15 protein-coding genes are annotated in these 17,447 nt (G+C 71.4%); 8 read left to right on the top strand and 7 right to left on the bottom strand.

Annotated elements, in window-relative coordinates:
* Positions 1-163: 163 nt before the first annotated feature.
* The 6 genes from Actob_RS42825 (at position 164) to Actob_RS42800 (ending at position 4,770) form a co-directional block, all read left to right on the top strand.
* Positions 164-880 carry a helix-turn-helix domain-containing protein gene (locus Actob_RS42825; RefSeq protein ID WP_284917655.1) on the top strand — a complete coding sequence of 239 codons (717 nt, stop codon included), beginning with the start codon at positions 164-166 and terminating at the stop codon, positions 878-880.
* A gap of 55 nt (positions 881-935) precedes the next feature.
* Positions 936-1,187 carry a hypothetical protein gene (locus Actob_RS42820; protein ID WP_284917654.1) on the top strand — a complete coding sequence of 84 codons (252 nt, stop codon included), beginning with the start codon at positions 936-938 and terminating at the stop codon, positions 1,185-1,187.
* A gap of 17 nt (positions 1,188-1,204) precedes the next feature.
* Positions 1,205-2,326, top strand: a complete 1,122-nt coding sequence (locus tag Actob_RS42815) for an SPFH domain-containing protein (protein ID WP_284917653.1) — start codon at positions 1,205-1,207, stop codon at positions 2,324-2,326.
* 93 nt (positions 2,327-2,419) lie between these two features.
* Positions 2,420-2,566: a hypothetical protein gene (locus Actob_RS42810; protein ID WP_284917652.1), complete on the top strand. Its 147-nt coding sequence runs from the start codon at positions 2,420-2,422 to the stop codon at positions 2,564-2,566.
* Positions 2,563-3,300: a calcium-binding protein gene (locus Actob_RS42805; RefSeq protein ID WP_284917651.1), complete on the top strand. Its 738-nt coding sequence runs from the start codon at positions 2,563-2,565 to the stop codon at positions 3,298-3,300. The genes Actob_RS42810 and Actob_RS42805 overlap by 4 nt, the downstream gene beginning before the upstream one ends.
* A 39-nt stretch (positions 3,301-3,339) precedes the next feature.
* Positions 3,340-4,770 carry a chitinase gene (locus Actob_RS42800; RefSeq protein WP_284917650.1) on the top strand — a complete coding sequence of 477 codons (1,431 nt, stop codon included), beginning with the start codon at positions 3,340-3,342 and terminating at the stop codon, positions 4,768-4,770.
* Between the two features lie 1,675 nt (positions 4,771-6,445).
* Here the strand turns inward: Actob_RS42800 and Actob_RS42795 are convergent.
* Positions 6,446-6,997 (bottom strand): thymidine kinase, encoded by a 552-nt coding sequence (locus Actob_RS42795; RefSeq protein WP_284917649.1) that lies wholly within the window; start codon positions 6,995-6,997, stop codon positions 6,446-6,448.
* A gap of 336 nt (positions 6,998-7,333) precedes the next feature.
* Between Actob_RS42795 and Actob_RS42790 the strand changes: the two genes are divergently transcribed.
* Both Actob_RS42790 and alr read left to right on the top strand, forming a co-directional pair.
* Positions 7,334-8,341 (top strand): D-alanine--D-alanine ligase family protein, encoded by a 1,008-nt coding sequence (locus Actob_RS42790; protein ID WP_284917648.1) that lies wholly within the window; start codon positions 7,334-7,336, stop codon positions 8,339-8,341.
* Positions 8,338-9,507, top strand: coding sequence for an alanine racemase (gene alr / locus Actob_RS42785; protein WP_284917647.1), 1,170 nt, complete (start codon positions 8,338-8,340; stop codon positions 9,505-9,507). The genes Actob_RS42790 and alr overlap by 4 nt, the downstream gene beginning before the upstream one ends.
* Here the strand turns inward: alr and Actob_RS42780 are convergent.
* The 6 genes from Actob_RS42780 to Actob_RS42755 form a co-directional block, all read right to left on the bottom strand.
* On the bottom strand, positions 9,420-10,496 hold the full coding sequence (locus tag Actob_RS42780) for a sensor histidine kinase (RefSeq protein ID WP_284917646.1): 1,077 nt from the start codon (positions 10,494-10,496) through the stop codon (positions 9,420-9,422). The genes alr and Actob_RS42780 overlap by 88 nt on opposite strands.
* Entirely contained in the window at positions 10,493-11,170 is a 678-nt protein-coding gene (locus tag Actob_RS42775) for a response regulator transcription factor (RefSeq protein WP_284917645.1), read from the bottom strand. Before Actob_RS42775 ends, Actob_RS42780 begins: the two co-directional genes overlap by 4 nt.
* A gap of 178 nt (positions 11,171-11,348) precedes the next feature.
* Positions 11,349-15,284 (bottom strand): bifunctional nitrate reductase/sulfite reductase flavoprotein subunit alpha, encoded by a 3,936-nt coding sequence (locus Actob_RS42770; protein WP_284917644.1) that lies wholly within the window; start codon positions 15,282-15,284, stop codon positions 11,349-11,351.
* A gap of 141 nt (positions 15,285-15,425) precedes the next feature.
* On the bottom strand, positions 15,426-15,620 hold the full coding sequence (locus Actob_RS42765; RefSeq protein ID WP_284917643.1) for a hypothetical protein: 195 nt from the start codon (positions 15,618-15,620) through the stop codon (positions 15,426-15,428).
* 104 nt (positions 15,621-15,724) lie between these two features.
* Positions 15,725-16,900: a calcium-binding protein gene (locus tag Actob_RS42760; protein ID WP_284917642.1), complete on the bottom strand. Its 1,176-nt coding sequence runs from the start codon at positions 16,898-16,900 to the stop codon at positions 15,725-15,727.
* Positions 16,901-17,001: 101 nt separating this feature from the next.
* Positions 17,002-17,343: a gamma-glutamylcyclotransferase family protein gene (locus Actob_RS42755; RefSeq protein ID WP_284917641.1), complete on the bottom strand. Its 342-nt coding sequence runs from the start codon at positions 17,341-17,343 to the stop codon at positions 17,002-17,004.
* Positions 17,344-17,447: the final 104 nt, after the last annotated feature.

Here is a 17,447-nt window from a genome sequence, read left to right as displayed (position 1 = left end):
GACAACGTACTTGTTGCGCAACGGCACAGAAAATCCAGCTCACTACAGTTATTTCGTTGCAACGAGACCGTTCTAAATGCAATGCAACGAGAGTGTTCATTGCAATGGAGTGGGTCTGAACGCTACGCTGAGGCGGTCACGGGCGTACGGAAGGAGATCGTCGATGCCGGGAGGCAGGCTCACCCAGCAGGAACGTCAGCAGATCGCGCTGGGGGTGGCGGACGGGCTGGCCTATGCGGAGATCGCCAGGCGGCTCGACCGTCCCACCTCGACGGTGACCCGTGAGGTGATGCGCAACGGCGGGCCCACCGCCTATCGCGCCGATCTCGCCCACCGGGCCACCGAGCGCCGCGCCCACCAGCGGCGCAAGGCCGTCCCCCGCGGCCCGGAGGCGCGGCTGAACACGCATGGCCGCGACCCGGAGGCGGTGCGCGAGTTCGAGGAGGCGCTGACCACCAACATCATGGCCTCCGGCCTGCCCAAGATGATGGCTCGCCTGCTGACCTGCCTCTACATCACCGACGCGGGCAGCCTCACCGCCGCCGAGCTGGTCCAGCACCTGCAGGTCAGCAAGGCCTCCGTCTCCAAGGCGGTCACCCTGCTGGAGAGCCTGGGCCTGATCCGCCGGGAGCGCGACGAGCGCCGCCGCGAGCGGTACGTCGTCGACAACGCCGCGCTCTACCAGTCGATGCTCGCCAGCGCCCGGTCGAACGCCGAGTTCGCCCGGATCGCCCGGGAGGGCGTCGGCGTGCTCGGCGCGGACACCCCGGCCGGCGTCCGGCTGGAGAACGTCGCCCGTTTCGTCGACTTCGTGGCGGAGGCCATCGTCCGCGCCGCCGAGCAGGCCCGCGAGATCCTCTACCCGAAAACCGAGCCCTGACCAGCCCTCATTTCCGGGGCGGCGGCGGGTCGCGGCGCAGGAGCACAATGCAGGCGTGACGAGTGAGACGCTGATCGGCCGGGTCGGGACGGTGATCACCGCGATCCGTGGCGGCGCCCGGGCCGGGGAGATTCGTGTGCTGGTCGCCGGTATGCCGCACTACTACCTCGCGTATGCGCCGGAACCCCTCCCGGTCGGAGCAGCGGTACTCGTCATTCACAACCGTGGCGCGCGCCAAGTCGACGTCGAGCCATGGCCCACTGTGCCGCCGGACGGGATCGCCCGCGGCGTCGATGAAGGGCTGTAGAAGTGTTCGGTTATCGGGTGCCCGCCCCCAATGAGGCGTTGCTGATCAGCGGCCGGAAACAACGGGGAGCGGACGCGTTGCCGTTCAAAATCGTCACCGGGCACGGCGTCTTCGTCGTGCCCATCTTCTCCAAGGCCACCCGGCTCACCCTGGCCATGCAGGAGGCCGAGGTGGTCGAGGACTGCTACACCAAGCAGGGCCTGACGCTCGGCGTGCAGGCGGTGATCGCGTTCAAGGTCGGGGACGACCACGAGTCCATCGCCGCGGCGGCCCGCCGCTTCCAGGGCAACCAGGGTCAGATGCCGACGCTTGTCGGCCGGATCTTCTCCGGCCACCTGCGCAGCATCATCGGCAGCATGACCGTCGAGTCGATCATCCGGGAGCAGCAGACCCTCGCCGACGCGATCGTCGACGCCAGCAAGACCGAGATGGCCCGGATCGGCCTGGCCGTCGACTCGCTGCAGATCAGCAGCATCGACGACAAGGGTGTCGGCTACATCAAGGCGCTCGCCGCGCCGCACCAGGCCCGGGTCAACCAGGAGGCGAAGGTCGCCCAGGCCGCCGCCGACCGGGAGAGCGCGATGTCCGAACAGGAGAGCGTGCGGCACCAGGCGGAGTACGCCCGGCAGACGGCGATCGCCCGCGCGCAGTACCAGGCCGAGATCGACCAGGCGCAGCAGACCGCGTCGCAGGCCGGCCCGCTGGCCGCCGCGCGGGCCGCCCAGGAGGTGCTCGCCGAGCAGGCGCTGGTCGCCCAGAAGAACGCCGAGCTGCGCCAGGCTCAGCTGATCGCCGAGGTGGTCCGGCCGGCCGAGGCGGAGGCCGAGCGGATCCGCGCGCTGGCCCGCGCCCAGGCGGACGCCACCAAGCTCTCCGCCGAGGCCGCCGCGGCACAGGACCGGATCGCCCTGGACCAGGCGATCATCGATCGGCTGCCGGAGATGCTCCGCGCCGCCGCCGAGGGTCTGCGCGGCGCCAACGTCACCGTCCTGGACGGTGCCGAGGGGCTGAACAGCGTGGTCGCGTCCCTGGCCGCTCAGGGCATGACCATGCTGGAAACCCTGCGCGCCGGCATCCGCACCGAGCCGGCCGCACCGGGCAGCGCGGTCGCCCCGATCAGCCCCAAGTCGGTCGCCTAGCCGGCCGGCGACTCGTCCCATCGTTGCGTCGATACGGTCCCGTTCTCTGGGACCGGCCTAGCCCCCAAGATCGGGTTCGATTGAGATAGGGGGATGTCGCTGTCACGTGCTCGTCTCCTGGCCGCCGTCGCCTCGCCCCCGGTCCTGGTCGTCCCGGCGCAGGCCGCCGCGACCGGGGTGGCGAAGGTGACCGGGACGAGCACCGTGCGGTGCACCGCGGCCGCCGAGGCCGTGGCGTGAGGCGGCCGGTCGCGATCTCGCTGATCGCCGTCGCCCTGATCGGCTTCGCCGCCACTCCCGCGCAGGCGGCCGGCACCGGCACGGTGTCGGTCGTCCAGTCCACCAAGGTCCGCTACTGGGCCGCCGCCGGCCAGCGGAACCGGGTGGTGATCACCCGCTCCGGCACCACGGTGACCATCGACGACGTGTACGCGATCAAGGCGGGCACCGGCTGCAAGCGGGTCCGGGGTGACCGGACCCGGGTCCGCTGCACGCTGGCGACAGCGCCCACCCAGGTGATCGTCTGGGCCGGCGACCGGAACGACCGGATCACCAACGACAGCGATCTGCGCCTCGACGCCAACGGTGAGCGGGGCTCGGACGTGATCGTCGGTGGTCCGCGTCGCGACCGGATCGAGGGCGACACCGGCAACGACCGGATCTACGGCCGGGGCGGCCGGGACAGCCTCAACGGCTTCGAGGGTGACGACTACATCGACGCGGGCGCCGGCTACGACTTCATCTCGGCCGGACCGGGCGACGACGTCCTGCATGGCGGGTCCGAGGACGACTTCATCTACGGCGAGGCGGGCGACGACACGCTCTACGGCGACGCCGGCGGCGACTACCTGAACGGCGACGACGGCAGCGCCGACGCGCGCGACAAGCGCGGCCGCGATGTCCTGTACGGCGGCGCCGGTGACGACCAGTGCGAGGTCGCCCGCGGCGATGCTCGGCACGACTGCGAGCGCTGACCTCTTTACATCTTCAGTTAACAGTCCTAATAATTGCCCATGCGTCGATCCGTGACCCTCGCCACGGCGGCAGTGCTCGCCGCCGCATGCACAAGTGTCTATGCCGCCTCCACGGCGAGCGCCGCCACGGCGTGCGCGCCGGCCTGGAGTGCCTCCGCGACCTACGTCAAGGACAACGTCGCCTCCAAGGGCGGCAACAACTACACCGCCAAGTGGTGGACACAGGGTGAGGACCCGACCCTCAAGAGCGGTCAGTGGGACGTCTGGGTGAACAACGGCGCCTGCGGCGGAACCACCAATCCGTCCCCGAGCGCCAGCAGCACCAGCCCGTCCCCGAGCACCAGCCCGTCGACCAGTCCGAGCCCCTCGCAGAGCCCGAGCACCAGCCCGAGCCCGTCGACCAGCCCGAGCACCGGCCCGACCACCCCGATCCCCGCCGGTGGCCTGCCCAAGCACGCGCTGATCGGCTACCTGCACACCAGCTTCGCCAACGGCTCCGGCTACCTGCGGATGGCCGACGTGCCCGCCGAGTGGGACATCATCAACCTGGCCTTCGGCGAGCCGACCAGCGTCACCTCCGGTGACATCCAGTTCAAGCTCTGCCCGGTCACCGAGTGCCCCGGCGTGGAGACCGAGGCCGAGTTCCTCGCCGCGATCAAGGCGAAGCGGGCGGCCGGCAAGAAGGTGCTGCTCTCCATCGGCGGCGCCAACGGCCAGGTGCAGCTGACCACCACCGCGGCGCGGGACAAGTTCGTCAGCTCGGTCAGCGCGATCATCGACAAGTACGGCCTGGACGGCGTCGACATCGACTTCGAGGGCCACTCGCTGTCGCTGAACACCGGCGACACCGACTTCAAGAACCCGACCACCCCGGTGATCGTCAACCTGATCAGCGCCCTGAAGAGCCTGAAGGCCCGCTACGGCGCCGGCTTCGTGCTGACCATGGCCCCGGAGACGTTCTTCGTGCAACTCGGCTACCAGTACTACGGCTCCGGCCCGTGGGGCGGCCAGGACCCGCGGGCGGGCTCCTACCTCCCGGTGATCTACGCGGTCCGTGACTTCCTCACCGTGCTGCACGTCCAGGACTACAACTCCGGCTCGATCATGGGCCTGGACAACCAGTACCACTCGATGGGCGGCGCCGACTTCCACATCGCGATGACCGACATGATGCTGGCCGGCTTCCCGGTTGCCGGCAACACCGCCGCCATGTTCCCGGCGCTGCGCGAGGACCAGGTGGCGTTCGGCGCTCCCAGCTCGACCAGCGCCGGCAACGGGTATGTCGCCCCGGCCGGGCTCCAGCAGGCGGTCACCTGCCTGGTGAAGGGCAGCAACTGCGGCGGCTACACCCCGCGCAGCGGCCTGAACCCGAACTTCCGCGGCCTGATGACCTGGTCGATCAACTGGGACAAGTTCTACAGCTGGGAATTCAAGAACAACCACGAGCCGTTCCTGAACGCCCTCCCCTGACCCCCCTTCCCGGTAGGCCTCCTCGACCCTCCGCCGCCCCCTTCCCCGGTAGGCCTACCCTGACCGTCCGCCGCCCCGGCAACCCTTCCCCGGTAGGCCTACCCTGACCGTCCGCCACCCCGGCAACCCTTTCCCGGTAGGCCTCCCCGACCGTCCGCCGCACCCCAAAACCCTTTTCCGGTACGCCCTGCCCGTCCCCAACCGCACAGCCTCGTCCCGTGCCTCGACGCCAGGCGGCCTTTACCTCACGGCCGCGAGGCCGCATCCGGGCCGAACTGCCCCCTTCCGGTGGTCCGCCCAAACCCCAACCCGGTCAGCTGGCGCTCAGGGTGGTGTCCGCCCCCGCGATACCACCCTGAGCACCAGCCGCGATCGGTCGCGCCCCGGTCGCGGCTGGTCGTGACGGTGGTGTCCAGCCCCGCGACACCACCCTGAGCACCAGCCCGGTTGGTCTCGCCGGTGGTGGCTGGTCGTGGTGGTGGTGTCCGGCCGCGCGATACCACCGTGGGGGCCAGCCCGCTCGGTCTCGCCGGTGGTGGCTGGTCGTGACGGTGGTGGCCGGGCCCGCGATGCCACTCTGAGTGCCAGCCCGGTTGGTCTTGCCGGTGGTGGCTGGTCGTGAGGGTGGTGTCCGGGCGTGGGAGGCCACCGTGAGTGCCAGCCCGTCGGACTCGGCTGGTCGTGACGGTGGTGTCCGGGTGCGCGATACCACCGTGGGGGCCAGCCCGCTCGGTCTCGCCGGTGGTGGCTGGTCGTGACGGTGGTGGCCGGGCCCGCGATGCCACTCTGAGTGCCAGCCCGGTTGGTCTTGCGGGTGGTGGCTGGTCGTGAGGGTGGTGTCCGGGCGTGGGAGGCCACCGTGAGTGCCAGCCCGTCGGACTCGGCTGGTCGTGACGGTGGTGTCCGGGTGCGCGATACCACCGTGGGGGCCAGCCCGCTCGGTCTCGCCGGTGGTGGCTGGTCGTGACGGTGGTGGCCGGGCCCGCGATGCCACTCTGAGTGCCAGCCCGGTTGGTCTTGCGGGTGGTGGCTGGTCGTGAGGGTGGTGTCCGGGCGTGGGAGGCCACCGTGAGTGCCAGCCCGTCGGACTCGGCTGGTCGTGACGGTGGTGTCCGGGTGCGCGATACCACCGTGGGGGCCAGCCCGCTCGGTCTCGCCGGTGGTGGCTGGTCGTGACGGTGGTGGCCGGGCCCGCGATGCCACTCTGAGTGCCAGCCCGGTTGGTCTTGCCGGTGGTGGCTGGTCGTGAGGGTGGTGTCCGGGCGTGGGAGGCCACCGTGAGTGCCAGCCCGTCGGACTCGGCTGGTCGTGACGGTGGTGTCCAGGCGCGCGATACCACCGTGGGGGCCAGCCCGCTCGGTCTCGCCGGTCGCGGCTGGTCGTGAGGGTGGTGTCCGGGTGCGGGATACCACCGTGAGTGCCAGCCTGTCCGTTGCGGCTGGGTGTGGTGGTGGTTTCCGGGTGCGGGATACCCGCGGGATACCACCGTGAGTGCCAGCCGAGGTGGTGCCGGAATGGGGTTGGCGGTCGTGGGCGGCGGCGGGCGTCGCCCTGGAGGGGTGGGCGTTTTGGACGCGCCAGCGTCCTGCCCGGCCCGGAAGGGTCCCTGGCGGGAGCGACGATCAGTGATCAGCGCGGGTCCGAGTCAGCAATCTCTTGATCGGAAAGGTGTCGCTCAGGGGAGTACGACGCAGCGGCGGCAGCGGGCTTCATAGGTGTATGTCCCGTCGTCCGGGAGCGCTGTCGACGGGGCGAGTTCGCGGATGAACGGTTTGCCGTGCTCCAGGACCTGCGTGTGGGTCGCGTCGAGGGAGCGGCAGACGTCGCAGACCGCGCGGCGGTAGATCACCTTCTCCGGTGCCAGCTCGAAGAGCGCCCGGACCGGCGCGAACAGCTGCCCCCGGTGGTCCAGGTCGATGCCGGCCACCACCACCTTGACCCCGGCGCGGACCGCGGTACCGAGCACCGCGATGTCGTCGACGGTGAACATGTGGATCTCGTCGACGCCGATCACCTCGATGTCGCCGTCGGCGGCACCGGCCAGGGTGGGCACCTTCAGCGTCTCCAGGCTGCCGCCGGAGCGGGACATCACCGCGGTGTCCCGGCCGTGGCGGGCCGACTGGTAGATGCGGTGCGGGATGCCGGTGTGCTGCAGCGGGGACAGCAGGCTGATCATCTCGAGTGACTTGCCGCCCTTCATCGGGCCGAGGATCACGGTCAGGTCCATGACGCAGAGCGTGCCACCAAGCGGGCCGGCCGATGGCACGCACCCCGGGGCCGGTGACCGAGCCCGGCCGATTCGTCCGAAAGGGCAGCCGGTGTCCGCCCGGCTCGGCCGGGGGAGCAACCGCTGTCTGCCTGGCTCGTCCGGAACAGCAGCCGAGATCCGCCTGGCTCGTTCGGAACAGCAGCCGCTGTCTGCCTGGCTCGTCCGGAACGACAGCCGAGATCCGCCTGGCTCGTCCGGAACGAGAGGCGGCGTTCGTCCGATTGGTCCGGGGTAACGGGCGGATAAGCGGATCGCTGACGCTCACCGGACAACTTGATCTTCAAGATGTGCGGCATGCAGAGCTCCACCGGCAAGACCCGGGTCGCTGTCATCTTCGGCGGCCAGAGCGCGGAACACGACGTCTCCTGCCGCTCCGCCGCCTCGGTCCTGCGCTATCTGGACCGCGGGCGCTACGAGGTGCTGCCGATCCGGATCTCGCGCGCCGGGGTGTGGGAGATCGGCCGGGACACCGGCACCGGCGCGGAGTTCCCGCCGCAGCCGATGCGGTCCGGCAGCCTGATCGTCGCGCTCGGCGTGCTGCGCACCGTCGACGTGGCGTTCCCGGTGATGCACGGCCCGTTCGGCGAGGACGGCACCTTGCAGGCGGTCCTGGTGGCGGCCGGCGTCCGGTACGTCGGCAGCGGCGTCCTGGCCAGCGCCACCGCGATGGACAAGCAGTTCACCAAGACGATAGTGGCGGCCGAGGGCATCGCGGTAGCCGACGGCGTGGTGCTGCGCGCCGGCGACGACGACGTCACCCCGGCCGACCGGGAGCGCCTCGGCCTGCCGGTCTTCGTGAAGCCGGCCCGCAGCGGCTCCAGCGTCGGCGTCACCCGGGTGGACGACTGGTCCGGCCTGCAGCAGGCGATCGCGCTGGCCCGCAAGCACGACACCAAGGTGCTGGTGGAGGCCGCCGTCGCCGGTCGTGAGGTGGACGTCGCGGTGCTCCAGCATCCGGACGGGACGCTCGAGGCCGGGCCGGCTCTGGAGATCAAGCACGGGGCCGCGTTCTTCGACTTCGACGCGAAGTACACCGCCGGCGCCGCCGACTTCGTCATTCCCGCCGACCTGCGGCCGGACCAGCGCGGGCTGCTGGCGGAGACGGCGATCCTGGCGTTCCGGGCGCTCGGCTGCGCGGGCCTGCTCCGGGTCGACTGCTTCCTGACCGAGAACGGCGTGGTGCTCAACGAGGTCAACACGCTGCCCGGCCTCACCGAGCTGTCGCAGTTCCCGCAGATCTGGCGGGCCGCCGGACGGTCCTACCCCGAGCTGCTCGATCTGCTGCTGAGTGCCGCTCGATGACCCGGGCGATCGTCGACCTCGACGCGATCGGCCACAACACCCGGCTGCTGCGCCGGGCCGCCGGCGGTGCCCGGTTGATGGCGGTCGTCAAGGCGAACGGGTTCGGGCACGGCGCCGTCGAGGTGGCCGGGGCCGCGCTGGCCGCCGGCGCCTCCTGGCTGGGCGTGACCTCGCCGGCCGAGGCGGTGGAGCTGCGTTCCGCCGGGATCCGGGCGCCGATCCTGATGTGGTTGTACGAGCCGGACGACGTACCGGACGTACCGGATGTCGACCTGTCGGTCAGCGCGGTCCACACCCTGCAATCGCTGGCCCGCGTGGCGGGCCGGCGCGGTCGCCGCACGGCGGTGCACCTCAAGGCGGACACCGGGCTGTCCCGCGCCGGCGCGACCGCCGACGACTGGCCGCACCTGCTCACTGTCGCCGCGAAACTCCAGGCGGCCGGCCTGATCACGGTACGCGGCGTGTGGTCCCACCTCGCGAACGCCGAGCACCCGGACGATCCAGGCCTGCGCCGGCAGCTGATCGCCTTCGGTCAGGCGCGCGCCGCGGCGGCCGCGATAGGCTTCCCCCGGCCGCTCACCCACCTGGCCAACTCGGCGGCCACCTTGCACCTGCCGCAGGCCCGGTTCGACCTGGTCCGCCCAGGCATCGCGCTGTACGGCGCCGAGCCGGTGCCGGGCCGTACGTTCGGTCTGCGCCCGGCGATGACCCTGGAGTCCACGGTCATCCTCACCAAGCGGGTCGGCCCGGGCACCGGCGTCTCCTACGGCCCGGATCACGTCGTCACCCGGGAGACCACCCTCGCCCTGATCCCGGCCGGGTACGCGGACGGCGTGCCGCGCCGGGTGGCCGGCCGTGCCGAGGTCGCCATCCACGGCCGCCGGGTGCCGATCGTCGGCCGGATCGCCATGGACCAGGTCGTGGCGGACGTCGGTGACCTGCCGGTCCGGGCCGGTGACCGGGTGGTGCTCTTCGGCCCGGGCGAGCGGGGCGAGCCGACCGTCGCCGAGTGGGCGCGCTGGGCGGAGACCAACCCGCACGAGATCCTGACCGGCGTCGGCCCCCGGGTCCGGCGCTGTTACCGCGGGCTCCTGGCGGGCGGCAGCGCGATCTCCACCCGTAGCCCGTCGCGCCCGGACGAGCGCGCGGCGATGACCCCGTCGTGAGCCCGGCAGATCGACCGGGCGATGGTGAGCCCCAGTCCGGCGCCGCCGCTGTGGTCGATCCGGGTGCCGGACAGCCGCCGGAACGGCTCGAAGAGCGCGGCCACCACGCCCGGCGGCACGTCGTCACCGGTGTTGGTGACGGCCAGCGCGGGCTCGTCGCCCACCTCGACCTCGATGGTGCCGTCCGGCCGGTTGTACTTGATGGCGTTCTGCACCAGGTTGGTGACCAGCCGTTCGAGCAGCACCCGCTCGCCGAGCACGGTCCGGGGCGCGAGCTTGCGGGTGATCGTGACGCCGGCCTCCGCCGCCGGCGCCTCGTGATCGTCGAGCACCGCCGCGACGATCTCGTCGAGCCGCAGCGGGATCTTGGTGACCAGGCCGCGGTCGCTCTCGCTGAGCACCAGCAGGCCCTCGATCAGCCGCTCGTTGCGCTCGTTGGTCTCCAGCAGCTGCGCGGTGACCAGGTCGAGCTTGTCCGGACTGGTGGCCCGGGCCAGGCCCACCTCGATCAGGGTGCGCTGCACGGCGAGCGGGGTGCGCAGCTCGTGCGCGGCGTTGGCGGCGAAGTGGCGCTGCGCCTCGTAACCCATCGCGATCCGGTCCATCATCGCGTCGATCGCCCGGGCCAGCACCGCGATCTCCGTGTCGCCGTCGCCGGGGTTGATCCGGTAGCCGAGGTTCTGCGGGCCGACGCTGGCGATCACCGGCTCCAGCTCCCGGATCGGCTGCAGGCACCAGCGGACCGCCCAGCGCGCGCCGCCCAGCGCGGCCGCCGAGACCAGCAGGACGAGCGCGAAGTGTTGCAGGTCGGGGCGCTGACCGAGGGCCCGGCACAGGGCGCCGCGGCTCTGCGCCGGACCGCAGAGCCCGCTGCCGGCCAGCCGCAGCCAGAACAGCAGGACGTCGGCCAGCCAGAAGACCAGGAGGCCGAGCACGAAGGCCGCGGTGCCGACCACGGTGATCCGGCGGCCCGGTGAGCCGGTCTTCACTCGGCGCCGCCGGCGAGGGTGCCCAGCCGGTAACCGACGCGGGGCACGGTGTGGATCACCGCGGGCTCACCGAGCTTCTTGCGCAGCGTCATGATGGTCACCCGGACCGAGTTGGTGAACGGGTCGGTGTTCTCGTCCCAGGCCTGTTCCAGCAGGTCCTCCGCGCTGACCACCTGTCCGCCGGCGCGCAGCAGCACGCGCAGCACGGCGAACTCCTTGGGCGTCAGGTTCAGCGTCAGCCCGTCCCGGGAGGCGAAGTGCCGGACCGTGTCGAGCACCACGCCGTCCTGCTCCAGCACCGGCTTGAGCGGTGCCGCCGAGCGCCGGGCCAGCGCCTGCACCCGGGCCACCAGCTCGGCGAACGCGAACGGTTTGGTCAGGTAGTCGTCGGCGCCCAGTCCGAGCCCCTCCACCCGGTCCCGGATGCCTGCGGCCGCGGTGAGCAGCAGCAGCCTGGTGTCGATGCCCTGGCCGACGACCCGGACGCAGACCTCGTCACCGGTCAGCCCGGGCATGTCCCGGTCCAGGATGGCGACGTCGTACCGGTGCGTGCCGATCCGTTCGAGCGCGGCCGCGCCGTCGTAGACGACGTCCACCGCCATGGCGAACTGCCGCAGCCCGTCGGCGACCGTGTCGGCCAGGGTCCGCTCGTCGTCGGCCATCAAAATGCGCACGGCTGCACCCTAGCCACCGGCACCCAACCGCCGGTGGCTTCCGGTTTTTGTCACGCCCCACGCCCTGTCTGGAGTGAGTCAGGAAAAGGCTGATCAGATCCGACCGGTGCCGGCACCGGCCTTGACCAGGGCGGCGACCGACGACGCCGGCTCCAGCCTGACCGTCGTCACGCTCCGGTCAGTACACGTCGCGGACGTAGCGCTTGTCGGCGGCGAGTTGCTTGAGGTACGCGGTGGCCGCCTCCGGGGACAACCGCCCGTGGTTGACAGCGATCTCGTGCAGCGCTCGGTCCACGTCCTTGGCCATCCGGCTGGCGTCGCCGCAGACGTAGAAGTGCGCGCCGTCCCGGAGCCACGCCCACAGCTGCGCGCCCTGCTCGCGCATCCGGTCCTGCACGTAGACCTTGGCCCGCTGGTCCCGGGAGAACGCCAGGTCCAGCCGCGTCAGGGTGCCGGCCGCGGAGAGCGCCGCCAGCTCCTCGCGGTAGTAGAAGTCGGTCGCCCGCCGCTGCTCGCCGAAGAACAGCCAGTTCGCCCCGGTCGCCCCGGTCGCCTGGCGCTCCTGGAGGAAGCCGAGGAACGGCGCCACCCCGGTGCCCGGCCCCACCATGATCATCGGGGTGGCCGGGTCGGCCGGTGGCCGGAAGTGCGGCGCCTTCTGCACGAAGACCGGCACCTCGATGTCGTCGACGGCGTCGGCCAGGTACGTCGAGCAGACGCCCAGGCGCTGCCGCCCGAGCAGGCCGTCGAACCGGACCACCGACACGGTCAGGCTCACCTGGTCCGGGTCGACCAGCGGGGTCGAGCTGATCGAGTACAGCCGGGGCTGGAGCCGTTTCAGCACCCCGGCCCACTCCTGCGCGGAGGCCCGCACACCCTGCTCGGCGATCAGATCGACGGCCTGCCGGCCCCAGGTCCACTTCGCCAGCTCGCCCTTGTTGTCCGGCCGCAGCAGCGTCTTGAGCTGCCCGTCCCCGCCCCGCTCGGCGGTGAACCGGAGCAGATCCGTGGTGATCTTCGTGATGTCCAGGTGCCGGGCGAGCGCCTCGGACAGCGGGATCATCCCGACCCGGTCCAGCTCCACGGCGGTGTCCGCGGCGAGACCGGTGACCGACAGCCACTCGTCGACCAGGTCCGGGCCGTTCACCGGCCACACGCCGAGCGCGTCGCCGGCGGCGTACTCCAGCAGGCCGCCGGTGTGGAAGGTGAACCGGCGCACCTCCTTGGCCGAGCCGGGCCGGCTGAGCAGGCGGTTGCCGACCAGGGCGGCTGTCAGCGGGCTCGCCTTGGTGGGCGCGACCCGCGGCGGCGCGGTGAGCGCCTTGAGCACCGCGTCCAGCCACCGGCCGGCGGTGTCCTCGAAGTCCGGCTCGCAGTCGGCGCGCGGTGCCAGCCGTTCCGCGCCCAGCTCGGCGAGGCGTTCGTCGAGGCGACGGCCGTGCCCGCAGAAGTCGTCGTAGGTGGAGTCGCCGAAGGCGAGCACCGCGAACTTGCGCCCGTCCAGCCGGGGTGCGCCGTCACCGGCGATCGACTGCCAGAACTCGGCGCCGTTGTCGGGTGCGTCGCCGTCGCCGAACGTGCTGGTCACCACGAGGAGGTCGGCGCCCGGATCGAGGAGTTCCGTGGCGGCGCCGTCCATCCCGCGTACCGAGATCTGCCGTCCCGTCTCGGCGAGCCGCGACCCCAGACCGCGAGCGAACTCCTCGGCGTTGCCGGTCTGTGAGGCCCAGAGGATCTGCAGGCGCGGCCCGGCCGGTGAGGGATCGGCAGCGGTTGTCGCGACGGGGTGGAAGATCCCCGCCAGCAGCCCGTTCACCCACATCGCGGTGGCCGGGTCGAACGGCGCGTTGGCCGGCAGGGTGGGTGCGTCCGGGCGCACCGGCGGCAGCCCGGCCAGGAAGCCGGCCAGGTAGCGGCGTTGCCCGTCGCTCAGCACCGGTGGTGCCGGATCCAGCCCGAGCACGTCGTGGATCCGGGACGGCGCGACAGCGGGCTCGGCGGCCGGCGCGGCGACCTTCGACAGCGCCACCGCGCACACCTTCAGCTCCGGCTGGAAGCTCAGCGGGTCGACGGCGTCGCTGGTCACCGCGTTGACGCTGACGTATTCGCCGAACAGGTCGTTCCAGTGGAACGGGGCGAAGCAGTTGCCCGGCATCACCCGGTCGGTGAGCACCGCCGGCAGCACCGCGCGCCCGCGCCGCGACTCGATCTCCACCTGGTCGCCGTCGGCGATCCCGTGGGCCCGCGCGTCGGCCGGATTGATCTCGACGAACGGGCTCGGGTTGAGCTTGGAGAGCTTGGCCACCTTGCCGGTCTTCGTCATGGTGTGCCACTGGTGCTGCAGCCGGCCGGTGTTCAGCACGAACGGGAAGTCGTCGTCGGGCAGCTCGGCGGGATCCAGGTGCGGGCGCGGGTAGAAGATCGCTTTTCCGCTCGCCGTCGCGAAGCGGAGACCACCGGCCTCGCGGTACCGGATCGGGTTGCGGTCCGGCCCGCCGGGCGCGGCCGGCCACTGGACCGGGCCGTCCATGAGCCTTTCGTACGACACCCCGCGCAGGTCGTAGCCCGTCTGCGGGTTGGCGAACAGCTTGATCTCGTCGAGGATCTCGGACGCGCTGCCGTACGAGAAGGCCTCCGGGTAGCCCATCGCGGCCGCGATCCGGCAGATCAGCAGCCAGTCGGGCAGCGCGTCGCCGGGCGCGTCGGCCGCCGGATGCACCAGGGTCAGGTTCCGCTCGGAATTGATCATGATGCCGTCGGTCTCCGACCACATCGCGGCCGGCAGGGCGATGTCGGCGTACGCGTTGGTCTCGGTCTCGCCGAAGGCGTCCTGGGTGATCACCAGTTCGGCGGCCTCCAGCCCGGCGATCACCGTCTTCCGGTTGCCGACCGAGGCGACCGGGTTGGTGCAGATGATCCAGCAGGCCTTGATCTCGCCGGCCGCCATCCGCTCGAACATCTCGACGGTGCCCTTGCCGACCTCGGTGCGCAGCGTGCCGCCGGGCAGCCCCCAGACCCGCTCGGTGAACTCCCGATCGGCCGGGACCAGCACCGATCGCTGGCCGGGCAGGCCCGGACCCAGATAGCCCATCTCCCGGCCGCCCATCGCGTTCGGCTGGCCGGTCAGCGAGAACGGGCCGCTCCCGGTCCGGCAGATCGCGCCGGTGGCCAGGTGCAGGTTGCAGATCGCGTTGGTGTTCCAGGTGCCGTGGGTGCTCTGGTTCAGCCCCATGGTCCAGAGCGTGACCCAGTTCCGCGCTCCACTGATCCACTCGGCGGCGGTACGGATGTCGTTCTCGGCCAGCCCGGTCAGCTCGGCCACAACGGCGGGCGGGTAGTCGGCGAGCAGCTCCGGCATCGTGGCCCAGCCCTCGGTGTGCGCCGCGATGAACTCCTCGTCCTTGTCCACCAGGTGCAGCAGGCCGTTGAGCAGCGCCAGGTCGGTGCCGGGCCGGATCTGCAGGAAGAGGTCGGCCTTGTCGGCGGTGGCGGTGCGCCGCGGGTCGACCACGATCAGCCGGGCGCCGGCCTTGACCCGCTCCATCATCCGCAGGAACAGGATCGGGTGGCAGTCCGCCATGTTCGCGCCGATCACGAAGAAGACATCGGCGTGATCCAGGTCGTCGTAGGACCCGGGCGGCCCGTCGGCGCCCAGCGACAGCTTGTAGCCGGTGCCGGCGCTGGCCATGCAGAGCCGCGAGTTCGACTCGATGTTGTTGGTCCCGATGAAGCCCTTCACCAGCTTGTTCGCCAGGTACTGCGCCTCGAGGGTCATCTGACCGGAAACGTACATGGCGAACGCGTCCGGGCCGTGCTCGTCGACGATCGCCCGCAGCCGCCTGGCGGTCTCCGCGATCGCCTCGTCGAGGTCCCGCTCGCGCGGCTCGGCACCCCGCTCGGCGCGCACCAGGGCGCGACCCAGCCGGCCCCCGGCCGAGAGCAGGTCCGCGCTGGTCGCACCCTTGGTGCAGAGCCGGCCCGCGTTGGCCGGATGGTCCCTGTCGCCGGTCACCTTGAGCACCCGCCGCCGCCCGCCGGCGTCCCGGGCGACGTCCAGCACCAGGCCGCAGCCGACACCGCAGTAGCCACACACGGTACGCACCTGGGTGGCCACAGGCGGGGTTCCTTCCGTCGAGCAGATGTCCTCGACTGGTCACGCTAGGAACCCGCGATTACCGCCCTGTCACCCGAACATGCTTCGAGAGTTACCCGATCCTCACGATCCCCGTCCCACGGTTGTGAGCCGGCGCCCGGCTCAGCCGGCCCGGCGGGTCCGGGACAGGGCCAGGCCGGCCAGCCCGCAGCAGACGGTCAGCCAGGTCACCGGCAGCAGCAGGTACACCGCGTCCTGGGCGGTCCCGGCCAGCAGACCACTAAAGATCAGTAGCGCCGCGCCGATGAAGACGAGTGCGGCGGTGGTCACCGCGCGGCGCAGGGTGCGGTCGGGCATGCGTACTCCAGGGCTCGTCAGCGAACGAGCCGAAAGCCTTCCCTACCACCGTGAATCGGGACAACCGCCATCCGGGTCGGGTCTCCCGGCCTGGCGGCTGCCGTTCACCAGATCTGCCGGTCCTCACAGAGGTTCATCGCCGTCTCCGGCCGTCCCTGGCAGATGTCGCTGTCCGGGCCCCCGTCGAGCACGGCGAGCGGACTCCAGGTGCCGAGGGTGTCGTTGCCGCCCTCGCCGAAGATCCGGTCGGTGCCGTCCTCGCCGTTGAGGTGGTCGTCACCGCCGCCACCGCGGATCACGTCGTTGCCGCCGTACCCGTCGATCTGGTTGGCCGCGCCGTTGCCGGTGAGGCGGTCGGCGGCCCCGGTGCCGTCGATGCCCTCGACGTCGGCGCCGACGGTGTCGTGCTCGCCGGGCAGCCCGTCGTCACCGGAGGCCCCGTCGAGGTCGACGGTGACCGCCTTGCGGTAGTGGTAGTAGTCCACCCGGTCCGGCCCGGAACCGCCGAGCAGCACGTCGGCCGCGACCGCGCGGTCGCTGGCGTCCCCGCGCATCCAGTCGGCTCCGGCACCGCCCGAGAGGTAGTCCCGGCCGGCCTCGCCGAGCAGCGAGTCGTTGCCGTTGTCGCCGTAGACGCGGTCGTTGCCGCCGTAGCCGACCACCCAGTCGTTGCCGTTGTCGCCGTGGAGCACGTCGTTCCCGGGATACTTCCGGGTGCCGCCGCAGGTGTTGTCGCCGCTGATCTGGTCGTCGCCGTCGCCGGCGGAGACGTAGTCCGAGCCGTCCTCGGCGTAGATCTCGTCGTTGCCGCCGCGGCCGTAGATCCGGTCGTTGCCGCCCCGGACCGAGGGGCAGAGCTGATCGCCCCAGAGGATGTCCGCCTTCGGCCCGCCGACGATCCTGTCGTTGCCGGGCCCGCCGTCGGCCTCCATCCGCAGGTCGCTGTTGTTCACGACCGAGTCGTTGCGGTCGTTGACCTTGACGATCACCAGGGTGGTCGCCTTCGTGGTCTTGCAGCGCACCCGGGTCTTGTCGCCCGTCACCCGCTTGCAGCCCTTGCCGGGCCGGATCTCCACCCGGTCGTCGATGGTGACGGTACGCCCGGAGCGGGTGATGACGATCTTGTTGGTGACGCCGTAGTCGGCGGTGAACGTGATCCGGTGGGCGCCGGCGGTCGCGTCACCGTAGCTCGCGGCGGCTGCCGGGCCGGCGAAGGCGCCGGAGGCGAGCACGCTGAGCAGGGCGAGACCGGACCCGACCGGCCAGAGCTTACGTCGCATGCGGTGGCTCCCGGTGGTGTCGATGGCCGGAATCATAGAGACTCGGCGATCTTCGCGGGAGCCCGGGCCGGTGGACGGCTCAGGAACAGTGGAACCATGGGTCAGTAGGCGGCGGCGCTCACGTAGACCCAGGCGCGGACCCCGGAGCCGAGCGAGACCAGCACCCGGTGGTAGTCGTCCACTTCGTACTTGTCCGCCGCGATCAGCTCCTCCTCGGTGATCTCGAAGACGGTGCCGGGCACCCGGTCGGCGTCCTCGCCGGTCTCCACGACGATCGGGTGGTGGGTCTTGCCGCTGGTCGCCACGACCGCCGGATCGGTGATCTCCAGGAGCCGTTCCGCGTACCCGGGCAGGGTGTCCGCCCGGCCCTCCAGTTCCCTTCCGAAGTTGGCCCGCTGGACGGCGGGATTCTGCAGGGTCCCGTACGAGAAGAGCAGAGGCATGCCTTGATCCTGCCCGGTAGTGGCACGGCGGATGAGCCTCCGTCCCGGCTTTTAGGACCGGGAAGGGTCGCGGTGGGTATCCGGCCGGCCACGATCCGCTTCCC

The sequence above is a fragment of the Actinoplanes oblitus genome (assembly GCF_030252345.1).
Lineage (GTDB): Bacteria > Actinomycetota > Actinomycetes > Mycobacteriales > Micromonosporaceae > Actinoplanes > Actinoplanes oblitus.
Note: the sequence above shows the minus strand (reverse complement) of the source record. Positions and strands in the feature narration are given on the sequence as shown.